Annotated in this window: 19 protein-coding genes; 7 read left to right on the forward strand and 12 right to left on the reverse strand. The window is 64.2% G+C overall.

Translation table 11 applies throughout. From position 1 onward, the window contains the following. Positions 1-20 precede the first annotated feature (20 nt). The gene (locus IVB42_RS22150; protein WP_018453217.1) at positions 21-1091 is read right to left on the reverse strand and encodes a phospholipase; all 1071 of its coding nucleotides are present in this window, start codon (positions 1089-1091) and stop codon (positions 21-23) included. A 28-nt stretch (positions 1092-1119) separates the two neighbouring features. Beyond that, on the reverse strand, positions 1120-2091 hold the full coding sequence (locus tag IVB42_RS22155) for a S1C family serine protease (RefSeq protein WP_018453218.1): 972 nt from the start codon (positions 2089-2091) through the stop codon (positions 1120-1122). Positions 2092-2374: 283 nt separating this feature from the next. On the opposite strand from IVB42_RS22155, the gene IVB42_RS22160 reads away from it, so the two are divergent. The 6 genes from IVB42_RS22160 (at position 2375) to IVB42_RS22185 (ending at position 9676) form a co-directional block, all read left to right on the forward strand. Further along, positions 2375-3793, forward strand: coding sequence for a M20 family metallopeptidase (locus IVB42_RS22160; protein ID WP_018453219.1), 1419 nt, complete (start codon positions 2375-2377; stop codon positions 3791-3793). A gap of 261 nt (positions 3794-4054) precedes the next feature. Further along, positions 4055-5845: a peptide ABC transporter substrate-binding protein gene (locus IVB42_RS22165; protein WP_026232487.1), complete on the forward strand. Its 1791-nt coding sequence runs from the start codon at positions 4055-4057 to the stop codon at positions 5843-5845. 28 nt (positions 5846-5873) lie between these two features. Then, positions 5874-6833: an ABC transporter permease gene (locus IVB42_RS22170; RefSeq protein ID WP_007597394.1), complete on the forward strand. Its 960-nt coding sequence runs from the start codon at positions 5874-5876 to the stop codon at positions 6831-6833. Further along, positions 6799-7716 (forward strand): ABC transporter permease subunit, encoded by a 918-nt coding sequence (locus IVB42_RS22175; protein ID WP_007597392.1) that lies wholly within the window; start codon positions 6799-6801, stop codon positions 7714-7716. The genes IVB42_RS22170 and IVB42_RS22175 overlap by 35 nt, the downstream gene beginning before the upstream one ends. After that, a complete protein-coding gene (locus IVB42_RS22180) occupies positions 7716-8711 on the forward strand; it encodes an ABC transporter ATP-binding protein (protein WP_085350758.1) in 996 nt (331 codons plus the stop codon). The genes IVB42_RS22175 and IVB42_RS22180 overlap by 1 nt, the downstream gene beginning before the upstream one ends. After that, entirely contained in the window at positions 8708-9676 is a 969-nt protein-coding gene (locus IVB42_RS22185) for a dipeptide ABC transporter ATP-binding protein (RefSeq protein ID WP_007597389.1), read from the forward strand. The genes IVB42_RS22180 and IVB42_RS22185 overlap by 4 nt, the downstream gene beginning before the upstream one ends. Positions 9677-9700: 24 nt before the next feature. On the opposite strand, the gene IVB42_RS22190 is transcribed toward IVB42_RS22185, so the two are convergent. The 3 genes from IVB42_RS22190 to IVB42_RS22200 form a co-directional block, all read right to left on the reverse strand. Further along, positions 9701-10348, reverse strand: a complete 648-nt coding sequence (locus tag IVB42_RS22190; RefSeq protein WP_026232488.1) for an HAD family phosphatase — start codon at positions 10346-10348, stop codon at positions 9701-9703. A 65-nt stretch (positions 10349-10413) separates the two neighbouring features. Next, positions 10414-12318 carry a diguanylate cyclase gene (locus tag IVB42_RS22195; protein ID WP_018453223.1) on the reverse strand — a complete coding sequence of 635 codons (1905 nt, stop codon included), beginning with the start codon at positions 12316-12318 and terminating at the stop codon, positions 10414-10416. A 158-nt stretch (positions 12319-12476) separates the two neighbouring features. Next, positions 12477-12698, reverse strand: coding sequence for a dodecin (locus IVB42_RS22200; protein WP_018453224.1), 222 nt, complete (start codon positions 12696-12698; stop codon positions 12477-12479). A 302-nt stretch (positions 12699-13000) separates the two neighbouring features. Here IVB42_RS22200 and IVB42_RS22205 point away from each other — a divergent pair, with 302 nt between their 5' ends. After that, positions 13001-14002 (forward strand): glycoside hydrolase family 16 protein, encoded by a 1002-nt coding sequence (locus tag IVB42_RS22205; RefSeq protein ID WP_018453225.1) that lies wholly within the window; start codon positions 13001-13003, stop codon positions 14000-14002. Between the two features lie 72 nt (positions 14003-14074). Here the strand turns inward: IVB42_RS22205 and IVB42_RS22210 are convergent, their stop codons facing one another. From IVB42_RS22210 to IVB42_RS22240, 7 genes are all read right to left on the reverse strand, one after another. Next, positions 14075-14632 carry an HNH endonuclease gene (locus IVB42_RS22210; RefSeq protein WP_007597381.1) on the reverse strand — a complete coding sequence of 186 codons (558 nt, stop codon included), beginning with the start codon at positions 14630-14632 and terminating at the stop codon, positions 14075-14077. Positions 14633-14846: 214 nt separating this feature from the next. Next, positions 14847-15824 (reverse strand): peptidyl-alpha-hydroxyglycine alpha-amidating lyase family protein, encoded by a 978-nt coding sequence (locus IVB42_RS22215; protein ID WP_018453226.1) that lies wholly within the window; start codon positions 15822-15824, stop codon positions 14847-14849. 52 nt (positions 15825-15876) lie between these two features. After that, positions 15877-17664: an NAD(P)/FAD-dependent oxidoreductase gene (locus IVB42_RS22220; RefSeq protein WP_247299277.1), complete on the reverse strand. Its 1788-nt coding sequence runs from the start codon at positions 17662-17664 to the stop codon at positions 15877-15879. A gap of 253 nt (positions 17665-17917) precedes the next feature. Continuing rightward, entirely contained in the window at positions 17918-18547 is a 630-nt protein-coding gene (locus IVB42_RS22225) for a general stress protein (RefSeq protein ID WP_018453227.1), read from the reverse strand. 12 nt (positions 18548-18559) lie between these two features. Next, entirely contained in the window at positions 18560-18880 is a 321-nt protein-coding gene (locus tag IVB42_RS22230) for a hypothetical protein (RefSeq protein ID WP_026232489.1), read from the reverse strand. Positions 18881-19059: 179 nt separating this feature from the next. Continuing rightward, positions 19060-20565: an acyl-CoA synthetase gene (locus IVB42_RS22235; protein WP_247471246.1), complete on the reverse strand. Its 1506-nt coding sequence runs from the start codon at positions 20563-20565 to the stop codon at positions 19060-19062. A gap of 22 nt (positions 20566-20587) precedes the next feature. After that, entirely contained in the window at positions 20588-21772 is a 1185-nt protein-coding gene (locus IVB42_RS22240) for an ABC transporter substrate-binding protein (protein WP_018453230.1), read from the reverse strand. Positions 21773-21796 lie beyond the last annotated feature (24 nt).

A 21796-nucleotide genomic window follows, 5' to 3' on the forward strand; every position in this document is an offset into this window, starting at 1 on the left:
CGCAGGGAAGGAGAGGTTGTTCATTCTCCATTCAGCCACTGCACCAGCTCCGCGTTGATCTCGCGAGGATAGGTGTGGCTGAGGTCGTCGATCTCGCGATAGGTGACGTCGGCGCCGGCGGCGGCGAGGGCCGCCTGCGTCTGCCGCGCGGTCTGCACCGGAAACATCCAGTCGAGCTTGCCGTGCGCGATGAAGATCGGCAGGCGCTGCAGACGCGCAGCGTCAGCCATTTCGACCCTCAGCGGATGGAAGGTCGCCGACACCGGCGCGAGATGCGTGAAGGGCGAGGCGCCGTCGAGGCCGGTGACATAGCAGAAGGTGCCGCCGTCGCTCATGCCGGTGAGCAGCATGCGCGAGGCGTCGATGGTCCAGCGGCTGCGCACGGTTTCGAGAATGCGCATGAGGTTGGGCGTGTCGGAATCGTCACCCATCAGCGCCCAGGTTGGGCCGGTCGCGGTCGGCGCCACCAGGATCGCACCAAGACTGCGGGCATCGCGCAGCCAGCTCCACAGGAAACCGCGGCCGTTGCCGCTGCCGCCGTGCAACGCCATCACCAGCGGCATGGCGCGATCGGGCGTATAATATTCGGGCACGTAGACCGAAAAGCCACCGCGGCTGCCGGGCTCGTTGTGATCGTGGATGATGCCGGTGTGCGCGTCCGCGCCGGCTTCGAGCCGCGACAACAGGTCGGCATTCTCGCGATTCGCGGCGTTGAGGAAGAAACTGCTGACCGGCGGAAACCGCACGGCCAGCGGATAGAGTGCCTCCTGCGCGCGCGGCACATGACGTAGTGCGCGGAAGACCGCGACGAGGTCGCCATTGCCACGTTCGACCTCGCGCAGGCCGGCAAAGGCGGCGAGCGTCTCGTCGCAGGCACGATCGAGCCGCTCGCGCAGTCCGGTGAACTCCTCCGGCCATTCTCGGATTGCCGCGCGCGCCGTTTGCAACGCCTCGTCGGGAGCGCCAATCGCATTCATCACGGAGCCGAAGGCCGGCGGGTGCAGGTTGCGCTGAAAAAAGGCGAGCGCCTCCAGCGCATTGAGCAGCGGCGGCAGCACGGCCACGATATCGTCAACGACGGCCTCGCTCATCGTCGCTTCCTTGCGTCAGTTCTGATCGTCAGTGCAGCTTCGGCGCCTTCAAGAGCTTGTAGCGATCGGTCGAGGTCACCGTGACGTCGAAGGTGACGCCTTCATGATGTACCGTCAGCGGCACGTCGACGCCGGCAGCGCCGAGGCCCCACAGCTTCTTGTAGAAGCCGGTTTGGCTCGTGACCTTCTCGCCGTCGACCGCGAGGATGACGTCGCCGGTCTTGAGCTCGGCACGGGCGGCGGGACCATTGGCGGAGATCCCGATCACAACCACGCGGTTGTCGATCTCGGTCGAAAACAGTCCGAGCCACGGCCGTGCCGGCTTGTTGACGCGGCCGAATTTGCGCAGATCGTCCAGGATCGGTTTCAACAGGTCGATCGGCACGATCATGTTGACGTGCTCGGCCTTGGCCTCGCGCTCGCGTTCGAGCTGCAGCGAGCCGATGCCGATCAGCTCGCCGCGCTCGTTGAGGAGCGCCGTGCCGCCCCAATTCGGGTGCGCGGGATGGGTGAAGATGGCCTCGTCCAGCAGATATTCCCAGTAGCCGGCGAATTCCTGCTTGGCCACGATCTGGCTCGCGACCGAACGCGTGCGTCCGCCGGCGCCGCCGACCACGACGCGGTCGCCGAGCCGGGTCTCGGCCGAGATCCCGAGCGGCAAGGGGGCGACATCGAGCTGGCCGAGCGCCTGCACCAGGCCAAAGCCGGTGACGGCATCGAAGCCGAGCACATGTCCCTCCACTACGCGCCCGTCTCCGACATGCAGCCACACCGACTCTGCTTCGGTGATGAGGTAGCCGATGGTGAGCACCAGCCCGTCGTCGATCACGACGCCGTTGCCGGCGCGTTCAGTCCCCAGTGTCTCGGCGCTGAAGGCGTCCGGCGGGATGATGGCATGCAGGCCGACGACGGAGGCGAGCGCGCGGTCGAGATCGAAACCGTAATCGCTCGCACGCGGCTGATTGGCCGGTGGCACTCTCCATTCGGTCAGGGCGGGCATGGAGTTCTCCTGGCTGAGAGCATCGCTCCGCCGATTAGCGGAACGACGCGCGAAGCACGGATAATTTAGGCCGGAGGAGGCCGTCTTGAAAGCCTCGTTCCCCAACTATTCCCGAGGCACCGGATGAAATCTTTGAAAGGCGCGGGAAGGCTTGATGCACGGTCGGTCGAGCGGGCCTCCGGCATTGGCCGCATGGCTGCTGTCCGGCGAGGTGCTAGGCGCGGTACAATGAAGCTGCTAACCATTGCCGCTTCGTTTGACCGAGGGATCACGGGGCCGAAGCATGGACAACCGCAGCGACATCTGGCGTGGCATCGACACGATCAAGGCACGTTTCATCGACCTCAGCGACAAGGTCTGGGGCATGCCCGAAGTCTGCTACACCGAGGCGCGATCCGCCGCCGAGCATCTCGCCGAGTTGCGTCATCAGGGTTTCCGCATCACCGAGCAGGTCGCGGGCATTCCGACCGCGGTGATGGGCGAATGGGGCGAGGGCGGACCGGTCATTGCCTTCATGGGGGAATATGACGCGCTCCCGGGCCTGAGCCAGGAGGCCGGCGTCGCGGAGCATCGTCCGGTCGAGACTGGCGGCCACGGCCATGGCTGCGGTCACAATCTGCTGGGTTCCGCAGCTCTCCTCGCCGCGACGGCGGTGAAGGACTGGCTTGCCGAGAACAAGGTGCCGGGCCGCGTGCGCTATTACGGCTGCCCCGCGGAGGAGGGCGGCGCGGCAAAAGCCTTCATGGTGCGCTCCGGTGCATTCGAAGACGCCGACATCGCCATCACCTGGCATCCGCACAGCTTCTGGGAAGTCGCGGTGACGCCGTCACTCGCCAACACCCGCGCCGATTTCATCTTCACCGGCCGTACCTCGCATGCGGCGGCCTCGCCGCATCTCGGCCGCTCCGCGCTCGACGCCGTGGAGCTGATGAATGTCGGCGTGAACTATATGCGCGAGCACATGCCGAGCGACGCGCGCGTGCACTACGCGCTGCTCGACACCGGCGGCATCGCCCCGAACGTGGTGCAGGCGCATGCGCGCGTGCGCTATTCGATCCGCGCCCGTGATCTGCCCGGCATGAACGAGCTGGTCGGACGCGTGAGCAAGATCGCGGACGGCGCGGCGCTGATGACCGAGACCAAGGTCGAGATGAAGATCATCTCCGCGGTCTCCAACATCCTGCCGAACACGCCGCTGGAGCAGGCGCTGCATCGGGTCATGGAAGAGCTCGGACCGCCGCATTTCGACGACGTAGACAAGGGCTTTGCCACGGAGATCCGCGCAACGCTGAGCGACAAGGACATCGAGTCGGTCTATTACGCGATCGGCATGGAGCCGACCGACCGGCCGCTGGCTGACTTCCTGGTGCCACTGGATGCCAAGCGCAATCCGCTGGTCGGCTCGACCGACGTCGGCGACGTGAGCTGGGTGGTGCCGACCGTGCAGGTCCACGCACCCACGGTTGCAATCGGTACGCCCTTCCACACCTGGCAGGTGGTCGCGCAGGGCAAGAGCGCGCATGCGCACAAGGCCATGGTGCAGGCCGCCAAGGCGATGGCCGGCATCGGTATCAAGGCGCTGACGGACCCGGAGCTGATCAAGGCTGCCACGGCTGACCTCCAGAAGCGGACAGCCAAGACGCCTTACGTCTGTCCGCTGCCAGACCACGTCGCGCCGCCGCTCGACATGTCCGTGGCGTAGAATTTCGCCTCGATACTTCGTCTGATGCGGCGATCAAATTTTCTGCAGTGCAGCGCGGAATTCAGCGTGTTTTGATGCTGGATTGCCGATCGGATGGGCTGCGGAATATGGTTTTGCCCAACAGACAGTCAGAAGACCGTTTGCATACACACGGTCGCAGTTGACGCGCACCCCATTCGGTGTGCCATCTACCGCCAGCCAAGCCCGGTGGTCGCCTCGCGCGACCGCCTGCATCCATACGGGAACCAGACGGGGACAACCATGCTGGATAAACAACTGCGTTCGATGATCGGTGACGTGAAGGACGGGCGGATGGATCGCCGCGGCTTCATTCAGCGTCTTGCCGCCGTGGGTCTCACCGCGCCTTTGGCCAACCAGATTCTCGCCCTTGGCGGCGTCGCCATGGCCGAGGGCGCCTCGACCTACAAGCCGACCAAGCGCGGCGGCGGTGGCGCGCTCAAGCTGCTGTGGTGGCAGGGGCCGACCCTGCTCAATCCGCATTTCGCCACCGGCACCAAGGACCAGGACGGCGCGCGTCTGTTCTACGAGCCGCTCGCCTGTTGGGATCCCGACGGCAACATGAAGCTGGTCCTGGCCGCCGAAATTCCCTCGATCCAGAACGGTGGCCTCGCCGCCGACGGCAAGTCGGTGACCTGGAAACTCAAGCCCGGCGTCAAATGGCATGACGGCACGCCGTTCACGGCCGACGACGTCGTCTTCAACTGGGAATATGCCAAGGATCCGGCGACCTCCGCACTGACCATCGCGACGCTCCGCGACATCACCGTCGAGAAGGTGGACGACCTCACGGTCCGCATCCTGTTCAACAAGCCGACGCCGTTCTGGGCCGACGCTTTTGTCGGGGCTCCCAATACCATCATCCCGAAACATCTGTTCAAGGACTATATGGGGTCCAAGTCGCGGGAGGCGCCGACCAACCTCTCGCCGGTCGGTACCGGCCCCTACAAGTTCGTCGAGTTCAAGCCGGGCGATCTTGTCCGCGGCGTGATCAATCCCGATTATCACATGGCCAACCGCCCCTATTTCGATTCGATCGAGATGAAGGGCGGCGGCGACGCCGTCTCTGCCGCGCGCGCGGTGATCCAGACTGGCGAATATGATTTCGGCTGGAACATTCAGGTCGAGGACGACGTGCTGCTGCGCCTGGAGAAGGGCGGCAAGGGAAAAACCGTCTACGCCGTCGGCGGCGACACCGAATTCATCGCGCTGAACTTCACCGATCCCAACACCGAGGTCGATGGCGAACGCTCCTCGATAAAGACCAAGCACCCGCTGTTTTCTGATCCAGCGGTGCGCAAGGCGCTCTCGCTGCTGATCGATCGCGAATCGGTCAAGAAGGCCATCTACGGCCGCGCCGGCCGCACCACCGCCAACTTCCTCAACGGGCCCGAAAAATTCGTGTCCAAGAACACCTCGTGGGAGTTCAGCGTCGAGAAGGCCTCGAAGATCCTCGACGACGCCGGCTGGAAGCCGGGCGCCGACGGCATCCGCGAGAAGGACGGCAAGAAGCTGAAGCTCCTCTACCAGACCGCGATCAACGGGCCGCGCCAGAAGACGCAGGCCATCGTCAAGCAGGCCTGCCAGAAGGCGGGTATCGACGTCGAGCTGAAATCGGTCGTCGCCTCCGTGTTCTTCTCCTCCGACGTCGGCAATCCCGACACCTATTCCAAGTTCTACGCCGACATGGAGATGTTCCAGATCCCGCTGAGCCAGCCCGATCCGTCGCAGCACATGCGTCGTTACCTTTCGAACCTCGTCGCCACCAAGGAGAACAAGTGGCAGGGCACCAACTTCCCGCGCTGGGTCAACAAGGAGTACGACGCGACCATCCTGGCCGCCGACGGCGAAATGGATCCGGTCAAGCGCGCGGCGCTCTACATCAAGGCCAATGATCTCATGTACCACGACATCGTTTTCATCCCGGTGCAGCACCGTCTGAAGGTCGAGGCGGCCGCCAACAATCTGCGCCCGGTCGTTTCCGGCTGGGCCAACGAGACCGACAATTTGTTCGACTGGTACCGCGAAGAATGATCACGCACGCCTAGAGCGGTCCTTCTTCATGAGCCAGTATGTCCTGCGTCGCCTCCTGATCGCGATTCCGAGCCTGCTCGGAATTTCGCTCGTGCTGTTCGTCGTGCTCGCACTCGCCCCGGGCGATCCCTTCTCCGAGCTAGCGACCAATCCGAACGTGCCGCCCGAAGTCGCTCTCGCGCTTCGGGCGAAGTTCGGCCTCGACGATCCGATCTACCTTCGTTACCTGCACTGGCTCAACGCCATGCTGCACGGCGACTGGGGTTTCTCCTTCGTCAGCCGGATGAACGTGGACACGCTCATTCTCCAGCGACTGCCAACGACGCTGTACGTGATCGGCTCGGCGCAGATCCTTGCGCTCCTGATCGCGATCCCGGTCGGGGTCTACGCCGCGACGAAACCTTATTCGCTGTTCGACCAGGTCGCCAACACGCTCGCCTTTGTCGGCTTCTCGCTGCCGACCTTCTTCACCGGCATCCTGTTCATCCTGATCTTCTCGGTCACGCTGGACTGGCTGCCTTTCGTCTACACGACCGACATCAAGGGCACGGGGATTCACTGGGTGCTGGAGATGATCCGTCAGGCGATCATGCCGGTGGCGGTGCTCGGCCTGTTCCAGGCTGCGTCGATGACGCGTTTCGTGCGCTCGGCGATGCTCGACGTGATCCGGCTCGACTACGTCACCACCGCGCGCGCCAAGGGCATCGGCCAGAGGCGGGTGATCATCAAGCATGTGATGCGCAACGCGATGATCCCGGTCGTCACGTTGATTGCGTTGCAAATCCCGGCGGTGTTCGGCGGCGCCATCGTCACCGAGCAGATCTTCCGCATCCCCGGCATCGGCTCGCTGCTGATCTCCTCCATCCTTTCCAACGACACGCCGGTGGTGATGGCCGTCACCTTCGTCTTTGCGTGCCTGGTCGTGCTGTTCAATCTCATCGCGGACGTTCTTTATGGCTGGCTTGACCCTCGCATCTCCCTCCGCTGAGCGGCGCGTCTACTCGCCCTGGCGCGAGACGTGGCGGCGCTATAGCCGCCACAAGCTTGCCGTGGTCAGCGCGTTCCTGCTCCTCGTTCTGATCCTGGCGGTGGTGGTCGGCCCCTTTATCTGGCGGGTCAAGATCGACGACATCGACATCGTGGCGGGCATGCAGGGGCCGTCGCTGGCCCATCCCTTTGGCACCGACGATCTCGGGCAGGATATCCTCGCCCGCATGATCTATGGCGGGCGCATCTCGCTCGCGGTCGGTCTCGCCGCGATGCTGGTCTCGGTCTTTGTCGGTGTGCTGATCGGCGCGCTCGCCGGCATGTCGCGCGGCGCGCTCGGCCATGGGCTGATGTGGCTCACCGATCTCTTTTTGTCGCTGCCGCAATTGCCCCTGCTGCTGCTGCTGATCTATCTCTTCCGCGACGGGCTGAAGGCAGCGTTCGGCCCCGAGGGCGGCATTTTCATCCTGATCGTGCTCGTGATCGGTGGCTTGCGCTGGATGCCGGTCGCCCGCCTCGTTCGCGCCCAGTTCCTGTCGATCCGCGAGAAGGAATTCGTCGAAGCCGCGCGCGCTCTCGGAGCCAGCCCGGTACGGCAGGTGGTGCGCCATATCCTGCCCAATGCGCTCGGTCCGGTGATCATCGCCGGCACCATCGACGTGGCCGCAGCCATCATCGCGGAATCGACGCTGTCCTTCCTCGGCCTCGGCTTCCCGCCGGATACGCCGACCTGGGGCCGGCTGCTTTATGACGCGAAAGACTTTCTCGACATCGGCCCGCACTGGGCGCTGTTCCCGGGCGGCGCGATCTTCATCGCAGTGGTCGCCATCAATTTTATCGGCGACGGCCTGCGTGACGCGCTCGATGCGCGGCGGGTGATCTGATGGCGCCGCTGCTCGAGATCAAGGGACTGAAAACCCACTTCTCCACCGACGACGGCATCCTCCAGGCGGTCGACGGTGTCGACATCTCCATCAACCGCGGCGAGACGCTCTGCGTCGTCGGCGAATCCGGTTGCGGCAAGACCGTCACCGCGATGTCGATCCTGAAGCTGATCGCGATGCCGCCGGGCCGCATCGCGGCAGGCGAGATCATCTTCGAGGGCCGCGATCTCGTGCCGCTGACGAGCAGTCAGCTCGACGAGATCCGCGCCAAGGAGATCGGCTTCATCTTCCAGGAGCCGATGACCTCGCTCAATCCGGTGCTGACCATCGGCGAGCAGATCGCCGAAAGCCTGCGCCGCCATGAGAATGTCACCAGGAAACAGGCGCTCGATCGCACCATCGAGATGCTCAAGCTGGTGCAGATTCCCAACGCCGAAGGCCGCGTGCACAACTATCCGCATCAGTTCTCCGGCGGCATGCGCCAGCGTGTGATGATCGCGATGGCTCTCGCCTGCAAGCCGAAACTGATCATCGCCGACGAGCCCACCACGGCCCTCGACGTCACTATTCAGGCGCAGATCCTCGACCTGCTCCAGGACATGAAGGAACGCTTCGGCATGGCGGTGATGCTGATCACCCATGCCATGGGCGTCGTCGCCGAGACCGCGCAACGCGTCGTCGTGATGTATGCCGGCAAGGTGGTGGAGGAGGCGCCCGTCGACGACCTCTTTGGCAATCCCGGCCATCCCTATACCCAGGGACTGATCCGCTCGATCCCGCGCATCGATCTCGCCAGCGAGCACAAGGTGCGGCTGGAGGCGATCGGCGGCTCGGTGCCGATCCTGATCAATCCGCCGGTCGGCTGCCGCTTCGCTCCGCGCTGCCGCCACGCCATGAGCGTCTGCACCGAGAGGGAGCCGCTGCTGCGCGAGATCGCGCCCGGCCACCGTATGGCCTGTCATCTGGGAGATACGCAGTTGGGAGGCGCAGCATGACCGAGCCCCTGCTCCGCGTCAGCGGCCTGAAGAAATATTTTCCCGTGCATGGCGGCCTGTTGTCGCGCCAGGTCGGCAGCGTTTATGCCGTCGATGGGGTCTCGTTCTCGGTCAACCGCGGCGAGACGCTCGGCCTCGTCGGCGAATCCGGCTGCGGAAAGTCGACGACGGGACGCTGCGTGCTGCGCCTGATCGAACCGACCGACGGCGAGGTCGTGTTCGACGGTCAGGATGTCCGCCAGCTCGGCGGCAACGATTTGCGCGCGATGCGGCGGAACATGCAGCTTGTGTTCCAGGACCCGTTCGCCTCCCTCAATCCGCGCATGACGGTCGGCGCCATCCTCGGCGAAGCCCTCGTCATCCATAAGCTCGGCTCATCCGCCAAGGAGCGTGAGGATCGCGTCGCGAGCCTGCTGGTGAAGGTCGGGCTCAAGGCCGAGCACATGCGCCGCTATCCGCATGAATTCTCCGGCGGTCAGCGCCAGCGCATCGTGATCGCGCGTGCGCTCGCGGTCGAGCCGAAACTGATCGTCTGCGACGAACCGGTGTCTGCGCTCGACGTCTCGATCCAGGCGCAGGTCATCAACTTGCTGGAAGATCTCCAGGCGGAGCTGAACCTCACCTATCTCTTCGTTGCGCACGATTTGTCGGTGGTCGAGCACATCTCCGACCGGGTCGCGGTGATGTATCTTGGCCGTATCGTCGAGCTCGCCAAGGCCAGCGACCTCTACCGCAATCCGCAGCATCCCTACACGAGGGCGCTGTTATCGGCGGTGCCGGTGCCCGATCCCAAGCTCAAGCGCGAGCGCATCCGCCTCAAGGGCGACGTTCCGAGCCCGATGAAGCCGCCGTCGGGCTGCCACTTCCACACCCGCTGTCCTATCGCCCAGCCGCGTTGCGCGGAAAGCGCACCGGAGCTGAAGGAGGGAGCAGGCGGGCACTTTGTGGCGTGCCATCTCGCCTGACGCCGGGAAAAGCGGATCGCGCATTCATGCGTGAAGCAGGCCGTGCTCCGACAGGGCCCGCCTGAAAGCCTCAACCGAGGTGTGGTGATGCGCGAACAGGCCCGCCTCTCGCGCACCGGCGACATTGGCCATGAGATCGTCGACGAACAGGACGTTCTCCGGTTTGACGTCGAGCTCCGACAGACAGAGGCGGAAGCAGCGCGGGTCCGGCTTCGCCGTCTTGAACCGGGCCGAGGCGTAGATTCGCGAGCCGAACAGCGGTGGCAATTCCGGCAGCAGCGCTGCGATATGGTCGGCGACCAGCGTCGTGTTGTTGGTCAGGACGGCAATGTCGACGGTTTGACGCAAGCTGCCGACAATCTCCAGCATGGCACGATCGGCCTGCATTGAACGGCGTCGCGCCTCGATCCACTCGTCCAGTGACAGCGGATAGCCGATGCGGTCGCCGAAACCCCGCAAATAGTCCGCGGCATCGAGTGTGCAGGAATCGCCGAGCAGCTCGAAGCCGCTGTCCCAGATCGCCTTGTGGACGGATTCGCTCGTGGTCCCCGCAACCTTCGCCAGCCATGCGACACGCTTTGCCGTGTCGTAGTCGCAGAGGACATTGTCCATGTCGAAGAGGACGAGTTTGATTTGACCGGTCACCGCAGCACTCTCGGATTGGCCGAACATCCGGCCGTGATCCAAGCCATACCGCGCTGGAGCGCAGGCAACAAATCGGGCCAGCGGTCGATCCGTCACGCGCTCCTGGCGGGCCAGGGAACGACCTGTCCCGACATCACCAGCCGGTCACGGCCGTTGTCCTTGGCGGCGTAGAGCGCGCGGTCGGCGGCGCCGACCAGCGTGCTGCAGTCCGCCGTGGTTTGGGACGGCAGACTCGTCGCGCCGCCAACGCTTGCGGTCACCAGGCGCGAGGGGGGACTTTGCGCATGCGGCATGGCGAGATCGTGCAGAGCCTTGCGAATCCCTTCGCCGACCTCGGCGCAGCCCTCGGGACCGGTGTTCGGCAACAGCACGGCGAATTCTTCGCCACCGTAGCGCGCCGCGACGTCGGCCTGGCGCTTGGTGTGGGTTGATAGGATCCGGCCCAGCGCGCGCAGGCATCCGTCGCCCGCCAGATGCCCGTATTGGTCGTTGAACTTCTTGAAATGATCGACATCGATCAGCAGGAGCGAGAGCTGCGTGCCATCGCGCCGGGCCCGGGCCCATTCCTCGGCGAGGCGCTCGTCGAACGCGCGCCGGTTGACGAGTCCGGTGAGGCCGTCGGTCGTTGCAAGCGAGGCGAGCTTGTCCTGAAGATCCTTCTGCTCGGTGATGTCGCGCACCACCGCGACGACGCCGTCGATCTCACCGCTGTCCGACGCCAGGGTCACGTGCAACGCCGCCTCCGCCCAAATCTCGCCCTTGTCGCGATGACGGTGGCGATAGACGAACCGCGTCTCCTCGGCCTCGCCATTCTTAAGCGCGGCGATAGCCTGCTCGACCCGCTCCATGTCGTCGGCGTGAATGCCGGCCAGGGCCGAGGTGGATAGCAGCTCGTCGGAGGACCAGCCCGTGATGCGTACGCACGAGGGGGAAACGTAGAGCAGCCGGTTGTCCAGCCCGATCCGGGTCACCATGTCGCTGGATTGCTCGGCCAACAGGCGGAAGTTTGCTTCGTTGACGACGAGGGCCTGGGCCGTGCGCTGCCGCTGTACGAGCTGACGGACCAGGTAGAAGCCGATCACCGCGATCAGCAGCACAAGGCCGAGGACGAAGGTGGTGCGCGCAGCCGCGGCTTGCCGCCACGGCGCCAGCACGTCGTCCCGCGACTTGCTCGCCAGCACCATTAGGGGATAGCGGCTGCTGCGTTGGTAATAGCTCAGCCGCTGGACGCCATCGAGCGGCGACTTGAAATAGTAGACTGCTGCGGCGGGGCGACTTTCCCATCCCTTGAACAAGGGCGCATTGGACAGGTCGCGTCCGACAAAGGCGCCACTGTCGTCGCGGCTGCGCGCCAGCATGATGCCGCTATCGTTGAGCAGCGATGCCGAGCCGTTCGTACCGATGTCGAACCGCTCGTAGAACTTGACGAAATAGCCGACGTCGATCGTGAGCAGGGCAACGCCGGCGAAGCCGCCGTCGGCATCGTTGATCCGGCGGGACGCGGTGACGACCCATTGGCCCCCGGCTCGACTCTTCACGGGCGGTCCGATCAGCGTGCCCATCTCCGGCGAGTGCCGATGACGCTGGAAATATTCGCGGTCGCTGTTGTTGAGCTTGGAGAAGTCGAGCCGCTCGGTCGTGGCAAGCCACTGCCCGCTCGCGTCATAAACGAAGATGCCGCGGATCCGGTCCGATGATTTTCGTGTCGGCAGATAGGCCTGAAGCTTGGTGATCGTGTCCGGACCCGTCCCGTCGATTTCGAGCCGGTGGACCAGGCCTACGAGGATTGTATCAACGAGTTCGAAGGTGTCGTCCGCGTGCTGGATCAGCGAATGCGCCAGATTGGCGACGTCGATCTCGGCGTTCTTGAGATCGGCATTGCGTGTTTCCCATTCACGCCAGGCGCTCAAGCCGAGGATGGCGAAGCAGGTCAGGATGACGAAACCCGCTGCCCAGAGCGGAAGGCGCGTCTTTCCGAGTTCGCGGCCCGTGGTCATCAGGCTTGCTCCATTTCGGCGCAAACCTCTCACTTTGGCCTTAACGGGCTGTTGCAACTTCCGTGCGGATTGTGCGCTTCCGGTCGGAACAATCCTCGACAATTGACGGGCTATCGTCGAGCTAACCAGGCTGACCCCGCGCGCCGGGCCTTTCTGCCTCACTCATCCAGCGTGAAGCCGACCCGCAGCGTCACCTGGTAGTGGCGCACGGCACCGTTCTCGATATGGCCGCGCGTTTGCACCACCTCGAACCATTTCATCTCGCGAACGGTCTTTGCGGCCCGGCTGACCGCGTTCTTGATCGCATCCTCGATCGACGTCTCGGACGATCCGACCAGTTCCAGGATCTTGTAGACGTGATCCGTCTCGCTTGTGGCCATGACTATTCTCCCCTCGTGCTGTGGCGGGACCGGATATGTCTGTCGCGGACAACTGGCGCCCGCGCGACATCCGGCCTCGACTCTGAACGGATGCCGGCGCCCCGAGTTCCGTCCCGGCAGGAGCCTGCCGCTCGCCTTCCGAGCGCTGCCTAGGCGTCCCAATTTTTCTAAGTGCACGAAAATCTGGATCGCGTGTGCAAGCGGCGCTCCTGAATTGGCGCGCGGTCGCCGGCCCGCTCTTGCCGGTTCCGATATGAGTAAGCTAACCTTGGCCTTTCCTCTGGCGTCTTCGAAGTGCGGTGATGATCGAGCGTTGGACGAGGGGCGCTCTGGCTGCGATCGGTCTCTGCGTTGTGCCCGCGCCGGCCATCGCGCAGGACGATCTCGACGGTGCCCCGATGAGCATGTCGCTGCAGGTCACGACCGATCCCTCCACCATCGAGTGCCGTCGGCTGGAGAAGGTCAATCCGGCCTCGCTGGTCTTCTTGCCGCTACGCCGGACCTTCAACGAGGATTTTGACGAGCATCCGCTGGCAAACGGACGCTGGGTGCCGCATTACGCCGGCGGCGCGGCCTGGCCGGAGGCGCGTTACTGGGGCGGCGACGGCTCCGACTTCAAGCGCAAGACCAGCGCCAATGGCGAGCAACAGATCTATGTCGATCCGCGCTATGCGGGGCGCAACGCGGCGCCGCTCGGGCTCGATCCGTTCAAGGTCAAGGACGGCGTGCTGTCGATCGTCGCCAGCCGTACCCCGCCGGGGTTGAAGCCGGTGCTGTTCGACAACGAGTACATCTCCGGGATACTGACGACCCAGGGCACGTTCGCGCAGAAGCACGGCTATTTCGAGATCCGCGCCAAGGTGCCGGTCGGGCACGCAGTGTGGCCGGCGTTCTGGATGCTGGCGGATGACGGTGGCTGGCCGCCGGAGGTGGACGTGCTGGAAGGCCGCGGCGAAAAGCCGGGCGATCTCGTGATGACGACGCATTGGCGGATTCCCTCGACCCAGAAGATTCAGTCCTGCGGCTTCGACTTCGCGGTCGGCGACGCGTCGAGCGCATTCCACACTTACGGTGTGCTGTGGGAGGAGGATCGCCTGGTCTATTTCATCGACCGCAGACCGGTGTCCGACATCAAGGTGCCGATCGGTTTCGACGATCCCATGTACATGATCGTCAATCTCGCGATCGGATCCAAATTCTTTCTCGGCGTCGGTCCGGTCGACGCGGAGTCGCCGCCTACCGTCGCATTCGAGATCGACCGGATTTCCGTCTATCAGATCGATCTGGAGCAGGCGCGCAGATAGAAGCTCGCTGATCTCTCCCGGCGTTGGGCGGCGCGAGTCAACGATGGATTGCCGAGGGCCTGCACGCCGACGTTACGGATCCAGCTCCGTATCCCAGTAGAGATAATCCAGCCAACTGTCGTGCAGATAGTTCGGCGGGAACAGGCGGCCGTTACGGTGGAGCTGGTGCACGGTCGGCGCGAAGGCGTGCTGGCGTGGAAACATCTTGGCCTGCACCGGCGTCAGATTGCCCTTGCGCAAATTGCAGGGGGAGCACGCCGCGACCACGTTCTCCCAGGTGGTCTGGCCGCCTTTGCTGCGCGGGATGATGTGGTCGAAGGTGAGGTCTTCGGGCGAGCCGCAATATTGGCAGGCGAAACGATCGCGCAGGAAGACGTTAAATCGGGTGAAGGCAGGGTGGGTGGTCGGCTTGACGAAGGATTTGAGCGAGACGACGCTCGGCAGCTGCATTTGCAGCGTGGGGCTATGGACCGCCTGATCGTAATGCGCGACGATGTTGACGCGGTCGAGGAATACCGCCTTGATCGCGTCCTGCCACGACCACAAAGACAGTGGGTAGTAACTCAGCGGCCGGAAGTCCGCATTCAGCACCAACACCGGCCAATGGCCTTGCGAGACATGTGCGTTCAAGTAACGCTCCTGGCCTCCAATGTACGCTGCGAAGCAGCACGTAACTGACATACTACATGCAGCGTGACGGGATTGTGAAGCCCGTTGAGCGACTTATTCCGGCACAAGCAATGCGGCCGGGGGGTGGCAAAGCGCGCAAAACGCTGTGATTTCCAAGTCCGAGGCCGTTGAGGCAGCGTCATCCTGACAGCGCGACGTGGATGTGCCGAGGCAGCTACTCCCGCACGCGCTCCAGCTTCTGCAAACATCGCGTCGCGCGCACCACGGCCGGCATCTCCTCGTCCGGAAAGCTGGTCTTCCAGTCGGTGACGCCGACCTCGCCGACATAGATGTCGCCCCTGGAATCCAGTGCGATGCCGTGCGGCGCCAGGAACTTGCCGCTCGCAACGCCCGGGCCTTCCTCGCCACCGAGCCGCGCGATGCGGTTGCCCTTGGCGTCCACGATCGAGAGCCGCGGGCCGAGATTGGGCACCTTGCGGTTGACGGCCAGGCCAGGGCCGAGTTCCCCGATGACGAAGGTCGGGCTCTTAGCCCCACCGCAACAGCATAGCGCACAAGGGCGGTGCAGATTGTTCCACTGCGTCTCGTACTTGCCGTTGCCGTCGAACACCTGCACGCGGTGGTTCTCGCGGTCGGCGACATAGACAAAGCCGTCGGCGTCGGTGGCGATGTTGTGCACGATGTTGAACTGGCCGGGATCGGTGCCGGGTTCGCCCCAGCTTGTCATCAGCTTGCCGCCGGGCGTGAATTTGTGCACGCGCGCATTGCCATAGCCGTCGGAGACGTAGATTTCACCCTTCGGCGACAGCGCGGTGTGGGTGCAGCGGTGGAAGGGATCGCCGCTCATGAACGGCGACGGTTTCTCGGGGATGCCGATCGTCAGCAGCACCTTGCCGTCGGTGGTGCACTTGCGCACGGTGTGGTCGCCGTCATCGGTGCAATAGAGATTGTCGTCGGCATCGATGTGCAGGCCGTGGGCGCGCGAGAACAGGCCTTCGCCCCAACTTCGCAAGAAATTGCCCTCGCGGTCCAGCACGACCATCGGATGGGCCCCGCGGTTGAAGACGTAGACGCGGTCCTTGCTGTCGACCGCGACCGAGGCGACGTCGGTGAGCTGCCATCCGTCCGGCAGCTTTGCGAAGTTTTCAACGACGCGGTAGCGGTGCTCGCCGGTGCCGAGAATGGCTGGCATGAATTCTCCTCTTGTTCGTTATCGTGGTGCGACACTGCTTCTACGGTGTTGTTCAAGCGGTGCTCGCCGCTGCCGCTCCAGCCTGCCCCAAAATCCCTTCCTCGATCGCCTTGATCTGCAGCGCCAGATATTTCGAGTTGATCCGGCATTGCGCGAGGCTGCCGGCGATGAACCAGAGGCCGGGCTGCCTGGTGCGCGTATACATGTTACGCAGCTCGAGGCCGTCGCCAAAGCCCCAGATCGGGCCGACCCGGTCGGCGACGGCGTCGCCGAACAGTTTCTGCACCAGATATTCCTGTGTCTTGTAACCGGTCGAGAGCACGATCAGGTCGGCCGAAAGGGTTGTGCCGTCCTTCATGCGAACGCCCTCGGTGACGAAGCTCTCGATGTCGGAAAACTGCCTGAGCTTGATCGCGCCCTCGATGATGAGGTTGGAGCAGCCGACATTGAAATAATAGCCGCCGCCACGGGTGAGATATTTGAACTGCCAGCCGGTGCCGGCCTCGCCGAAATCGAGCTTGAAGCCGACGCGCCGCAACCCGTCGAGCAGTTCCTTGTCGAGCTCCTTCGACTGCTCCGTCAGCATCACATGGGTCTTTTTCGCGAGCGGTGTCGGCATCGAGGTCGCGATCAGATCGTTGTCCTCGAGCGTGCCCTCATTGTAGGTCGCATAAGCGAGTTGGGCCGACGGCTCGATATTGGTGACGAGCGTAGGTGAACGCTGCACCAGCGTCACTTCGGCACCACTGGAGTGAAGATCCTGCGCGATGTCGTGGCCGCTATTGCCGGTGCCGATGACGATGGCGCGTTTTCCTGTCCAGGTCTCGCCGTCCTCGTAGCGGCTCGAATGCAGCAGCGTGCCCTTGAAGTTATCCAGGGTCGGAATGACAGGCACATTGGCGATGCCGCTGACGCCGGTCGCCATCACCACATGGCGCGGGTGCATGATACGCTCACTGCCGTCGGTGTGCCGCAGTGTGACGGTCCAGTGGTCTTTCGCATCGTCGTAGGCGCCGCCCTCGAATTCGGTTCCGGTCCAGAAGTTCAGCTCCATCGCCTCGACGTAAGCTTCGAACCAGTTGGCGAGCTTGTCCTTGGGGATATAGGTCGGCCAGCTCGGCGGAAACGGCATGTAGGGCAAATGATTGACCTGCACCTGGTTATGCAGGGTCAGCGCGTGGTAGCGCTTGCGCCAATTGTCCCCGATCCGTGCCTCGCGATCGACGATCAGGGTGTCGATGTTCAACTGTTTCAGCCGCGCCGCGATCGCGAGCCCGGCCTGGCCGCCGCCGACCACCAGCACGGCGGGATCGCGATCGGCGTAGTCGCGCGAGCCGTTGCGCAAGTCCAGCCAGTTCGGTCCACGGAAGTCGCGCGAATAGGCCTGGCCGCGCGGCCGCGAGGTGCCGAGCTGCTCCTCGAAGCCCTTGAGCTCGTCGAGCGCGGTGAGGAGCGTCCACGCTTTCAGGCGGTCGCCGTCGGTGGCGTCGGGCACAAGCCTGACGATGCCGCTGCCGCGCCCCAGTGCGGTTTCGAAATTGAAGATCACCTCGATAGTGTTGGTCCCGGCACGCGTCACCCAGCGCGGTGGCGCTCGGTTCGGCGCAATCTTGAAGCTGCCCGGCGCAGCCTTTGCCGCGAGCGTTGTCAGCTCCCGCTTGATCGAGTCGCCGCCGCCGATCGTTTGCAGGTTCCAGCTTAGTGCCAGCACATCGCGCCAATAGCTGTCGGCGAGGAAAAGACGATCCAGCGCAGCGCTATCGGCTGCGCCCAGCGTTAGCTCGACCTCATCGAGCCAGGCTTGCGCGGATGCGACAATGTCCTTGGTCCTGTCCAGCATGCGCGACCTCGTGCCGTCTCCGCGGCGTTTCCTCTACGGTCGAAAGCTATACTGTTTCGCAGACGGCCAATAGCCGATTACCCGAGCAGTGAGAACATGTGGCCCTGCTTCAGCGGAATGCGCTCGTTGAGAGAGACCTGCGGCACCCTCGTGGTGTTCGAGGAGGGGCACGCGAAAAAGGCTCCACCTTGGTGGAGCCTCCCTCGCGCTCTTGGGATTCACTGCCGCTGGCGTGGCGGCGAGCGGAACATCCCTACCTCACCCGCGTGCCGGCGCCGTACAGCTCACGCTCACGGCCGACATCGTCGGGTGACAACGGCGGGCTTGCGGCATCGAAGCCGTTCCAGCCGGATTTTTGCCAGGCGGCGCTCCGTTCCTGCAGGTTCACGGCCTTCTCGTGCAGAAGGGCATCGAGACGTGTGCTGTCCTGGTCGGGTACCCGCGCCGATACCAGCGTTCCGCCGCGACGGACGCCCTCCGCGTAGCGCGACGCATCATCCTTGGAGACGCCGGCTTCGGTCAGCGCGCCAACGATGCCGCCCGTCGCGGCGCCGGCCGCGGCACCAACTGCGGTCGAAGCCAGCCATCCGGCGGCAACCACCGGTCCGAGTCCCGGAATGGCCAGCAGGCCGAGTCCGGCAAGCAGGCCGGCCGCGCTTCCGAGGCCTGCGCCGATGCCGGCACCCGTGCCGGCACCTTCGGCGCGATCGTCGACGCCGTCGCGATCACGGTCAACCTTGCCGGTGGAGGAGCCGTACCAGTTATCGGAATTGTTCGCGACGATGCTGATGTCGGAGTGCGGCACGCCCGCGGCCTCCAGACGCCTGACCGCACGTTCCGCATCCGAATAGGTGTCATAGAGTCGAGAAATAGTGGTCGTCATGTTTCATCCTCCTTACTTGGCGGGGTTCACGTTGCCCTGGAAATCGACGCTCACGTCCGCCTTGGTCCCGGCCTTGTCGGCCTTGCCGCGCCAGACGCCGTTGTCGTCCTTTTGCAGTCCGGAAACATTGGAATAACCCGCGCCCTCGATCTTCGACTTCGCCTGGCCCTCGGTGAAGCTGTTGCGGCCCGCGACCGGTGCGTTGGAGTTGTTGTGATCAGAGCTGTTGACGGCGTTGTTGCCCGGCCCGCTCTGCGCAGGCTGTGACTGTGCACTGACAGGCGCTGATCCGAGCAGCAGCAGAGCTGCGGCGAGCATGGTGAGACGAGACATTTTTTATTCTCCGGCTGTTGATTGTGCCGGTCGACAACAGGCGAGATTCGAATTGGTTGCTCTTCCATTTGCGACGGAAGCGCGCGTCTTCAATCTGCCGAATATTGGAGAGGCGCAGGAACGATTGCCACTCGTTCCCGTTTATGCGGTCCCGCACTCTCGGACGGCGTTGCCTGTCCTCACATCGTCCAATAGGGCTCCCGCAGCTTGCGCTTGAGAATCTTTCCCGTGGCCTCGCGCGGCAGCGCGTCACGGAATTCGACGTCCTTTGGCACCTTGAAATTGGCAAGCCGCCCGCGCAGGAACGATCGGACGGCGTCGGCCGAGAGCTCGGCATCCGATTCAGGCTCGACAAAGGCGCACAGCCGTTCGCCGAATTCCGCGTCGGGGATGCCGAACACGGCACAGTCGCGCACGCCGGGCATTCCGATCAGCACGTTCTCGATCTCGGCGGGATAGATGTTGACGCCGCCGGAGATCACCATGTCGCGCTTGCGATCGCACAGGAACAGATAGCCGTCCGCGTCGAGATAACCGACGTCGCCGACGCTGACCAGGCCGTCACGGCCGGCTTCGGCCCTTGCCTGCGACCTGCCGTGATAGTCGAAATCGGGCACTGACGTCTGGCGCATGTAGATTTCGCCGACTTCGTTTGCACCGCACGGGCTGCCGTCATCGCGGAAGATCCTGACGATGCCTTCGATGGGGCGGCCGACCGTGCCAGGCTTCTTCAGTGCTTCCTCGGCCGAGTGCCACACCGGGATCCCGGTCTCGGTGGAGCCGAAATATTCGTTGATGACCGGTCCCCACCAGTCGATCATGGCGCGCTTGACGTCCGGCGGGCAGGGGGCGGCGCCGTGCACGACGAAACGCAGCGACGACAGGTCGTAGCGCTGCCTGACCGCTTCGGGCAACCGCAGCAGCCGGACGAACATGGTCGGTACCATGTGAATGTGCTTGACGCGGTGGCGCTCGATCAGCGCCAGCAGCTCCTCGGCATCGAACCGCGCCTGGAGGATGATGGTGCAAGCGCTGCGGAACGCCAGCATGCCGTAGGAATGCGGCGCCGAGTGATACATCGGGCCGTTGATCAGCACGATTTGGTCTTCCCGCGGCTTGATGCCATAGGCGATCCCGCCCACGCGTTCGGAGGCGGCCGCCTGTTCGGGCTGCATCGGCATGCGCCGCACGCCCTTCGGCATGCCCGTGGTGCCGGATGTATAAATCATCGCTGCGGCCCGCCGCGGCGGCTCCTGCGCTTGCGGATGGTCGTCGCGCCAGCGGTCCCAATCGGTCAGTCCCACCGGGATCTCGGTCAGTTCCCCAGGGATCGAAAAGGTCGCTGCGAGTTCGGGCGGCGTCGCGACGACCAGGAGAAGGACATCCGCCGGTACGCCGTCGCGGATCTGCGGCAGCAAATCCGCGTGGCAGACCAGGATCTTCGCCCCGCTGTCGGCCAGGATGTAACGGACCTCCTCGGCCTTCAAATGCCAGTTGATCGGCACCACCGGACTGCCCAGCGCGGCCGAGGCCGCAACCACCTCGAACAGAGCGAAATCGTTGCGCAGCATCATCGCGACCGGCGCGGCCTCGGCAAGCCCCAGGGCGCGGAAGCCGCTCATCGCCCGCCTGATCCGAGCCCGGATGTCGTCATAGCTGATCTGGCGTTCGCCGCTGATGATCATGGCGTCTCCTCATCCCGCTCGTCTAGCGATCATCCAGCACGTCGCCGAAGCCGACCCAGCTCTTGCCATTGAAGCGCCGGAGCTGAAGCTGCTGGAACGGCAGATAGTCGTCGGGGCCGGTCGTAACCGCCATTCCCGGCAGCAGCAGCGGCAGCTTCACATCCTTCAACGAGGCCGCCTGGCGCATGATGTTGTCGCGGCTGATATCATCCTTGCACCCCTTCAGCACCGTCATCAGCAGCGTGGCATAGTGATAGCCCGCGGCGTAGTTGGAGTTGGAGAGGTCCGCGGCCGGCATGTAGCGCTTCATGAAGGCGAAGTATTCCTTCACGCCGGGATCGTCGACCCATTGCGGGTCCATCGTGTCCTTCTGATTGCTCGACGAGATCAGGCCGACCGCGTTGTCGAGCCCTGCCGGTTCCAGGAAAGAGATCGACGACGCCGAGGTCGGCACGAAGAACAGCTCCGGCTTCCAGCCGATCTCGGCCACGCCCTTGACCATTTGCGAGGTGAACTTGCCGAGCACGACGCCGAACAGCACGTTGGCGCCCGAGGCCTTCAAGGTCGAGAGTTGCGAGCTGATCGTCGGCGCGCTGGTCTCGTAGCTCGCTTCCGCGATGATCATGCTTGCGGCCTTAGGCCCGAGCGCTCGCTTGAAGCCGGCGACATAGTCGCGGCCGAAATCGTCGTTCTGCGAGAGGATCGCGATCCTGGCGTTGGGCTTGGCCTGCAAAATGTATTTGGCATAGACCACGCCCTCGGATTCGTAGGCCGCCATGCCCGGCATGGTCCACGGGTTCTTCTGCGGATCGGCCCATTTGGTGGCGCCGGAGAGCACGAACAGCTGCGGCACTTTCTTGGCGTTGAGATAGCGCTGCACGGCGCTGTTGGTGGCGGTGCCGAGCGAGCCGAACATCATCAGCACCTCTTCTTGCTCCACCAGCTTGCGGGTCTGCTCGACGGTCTTCGGCGGCGAATAGGCGTCGTCCAGCGTGATGAACTTGACCTTGCGGCCGTTGATGCCGCCTTCGGCATTGACCTTCTCGAAGAACGCTTCCTGCGTCCGTCCGATCGCGCCGAAGCCGGAGGCCGGGCCGCTGTAGGGCAGGGTCTGCCCGATGCGGATCTCGTCGCTGCCTTCGGCATGGGCGCTGCCGCCGGCGAGCATCAGCAACGACATCCCGATCAGTGCGGCTGCCAGCTTCATGGTGTCCTCCCGTTTTATTGTCGG

It is taken from the genome of Bradyrhizobium sp. 45 (genome assembly GCF_023073155.1).
GTDB classification, from domain to species: Bacteria; Pseudomonadota; Alphaproteobacteria; order Rhizobiales; family Xanthobacteraceae; genus Bradyrhizobium; species Bradyrhizobium canariense_D.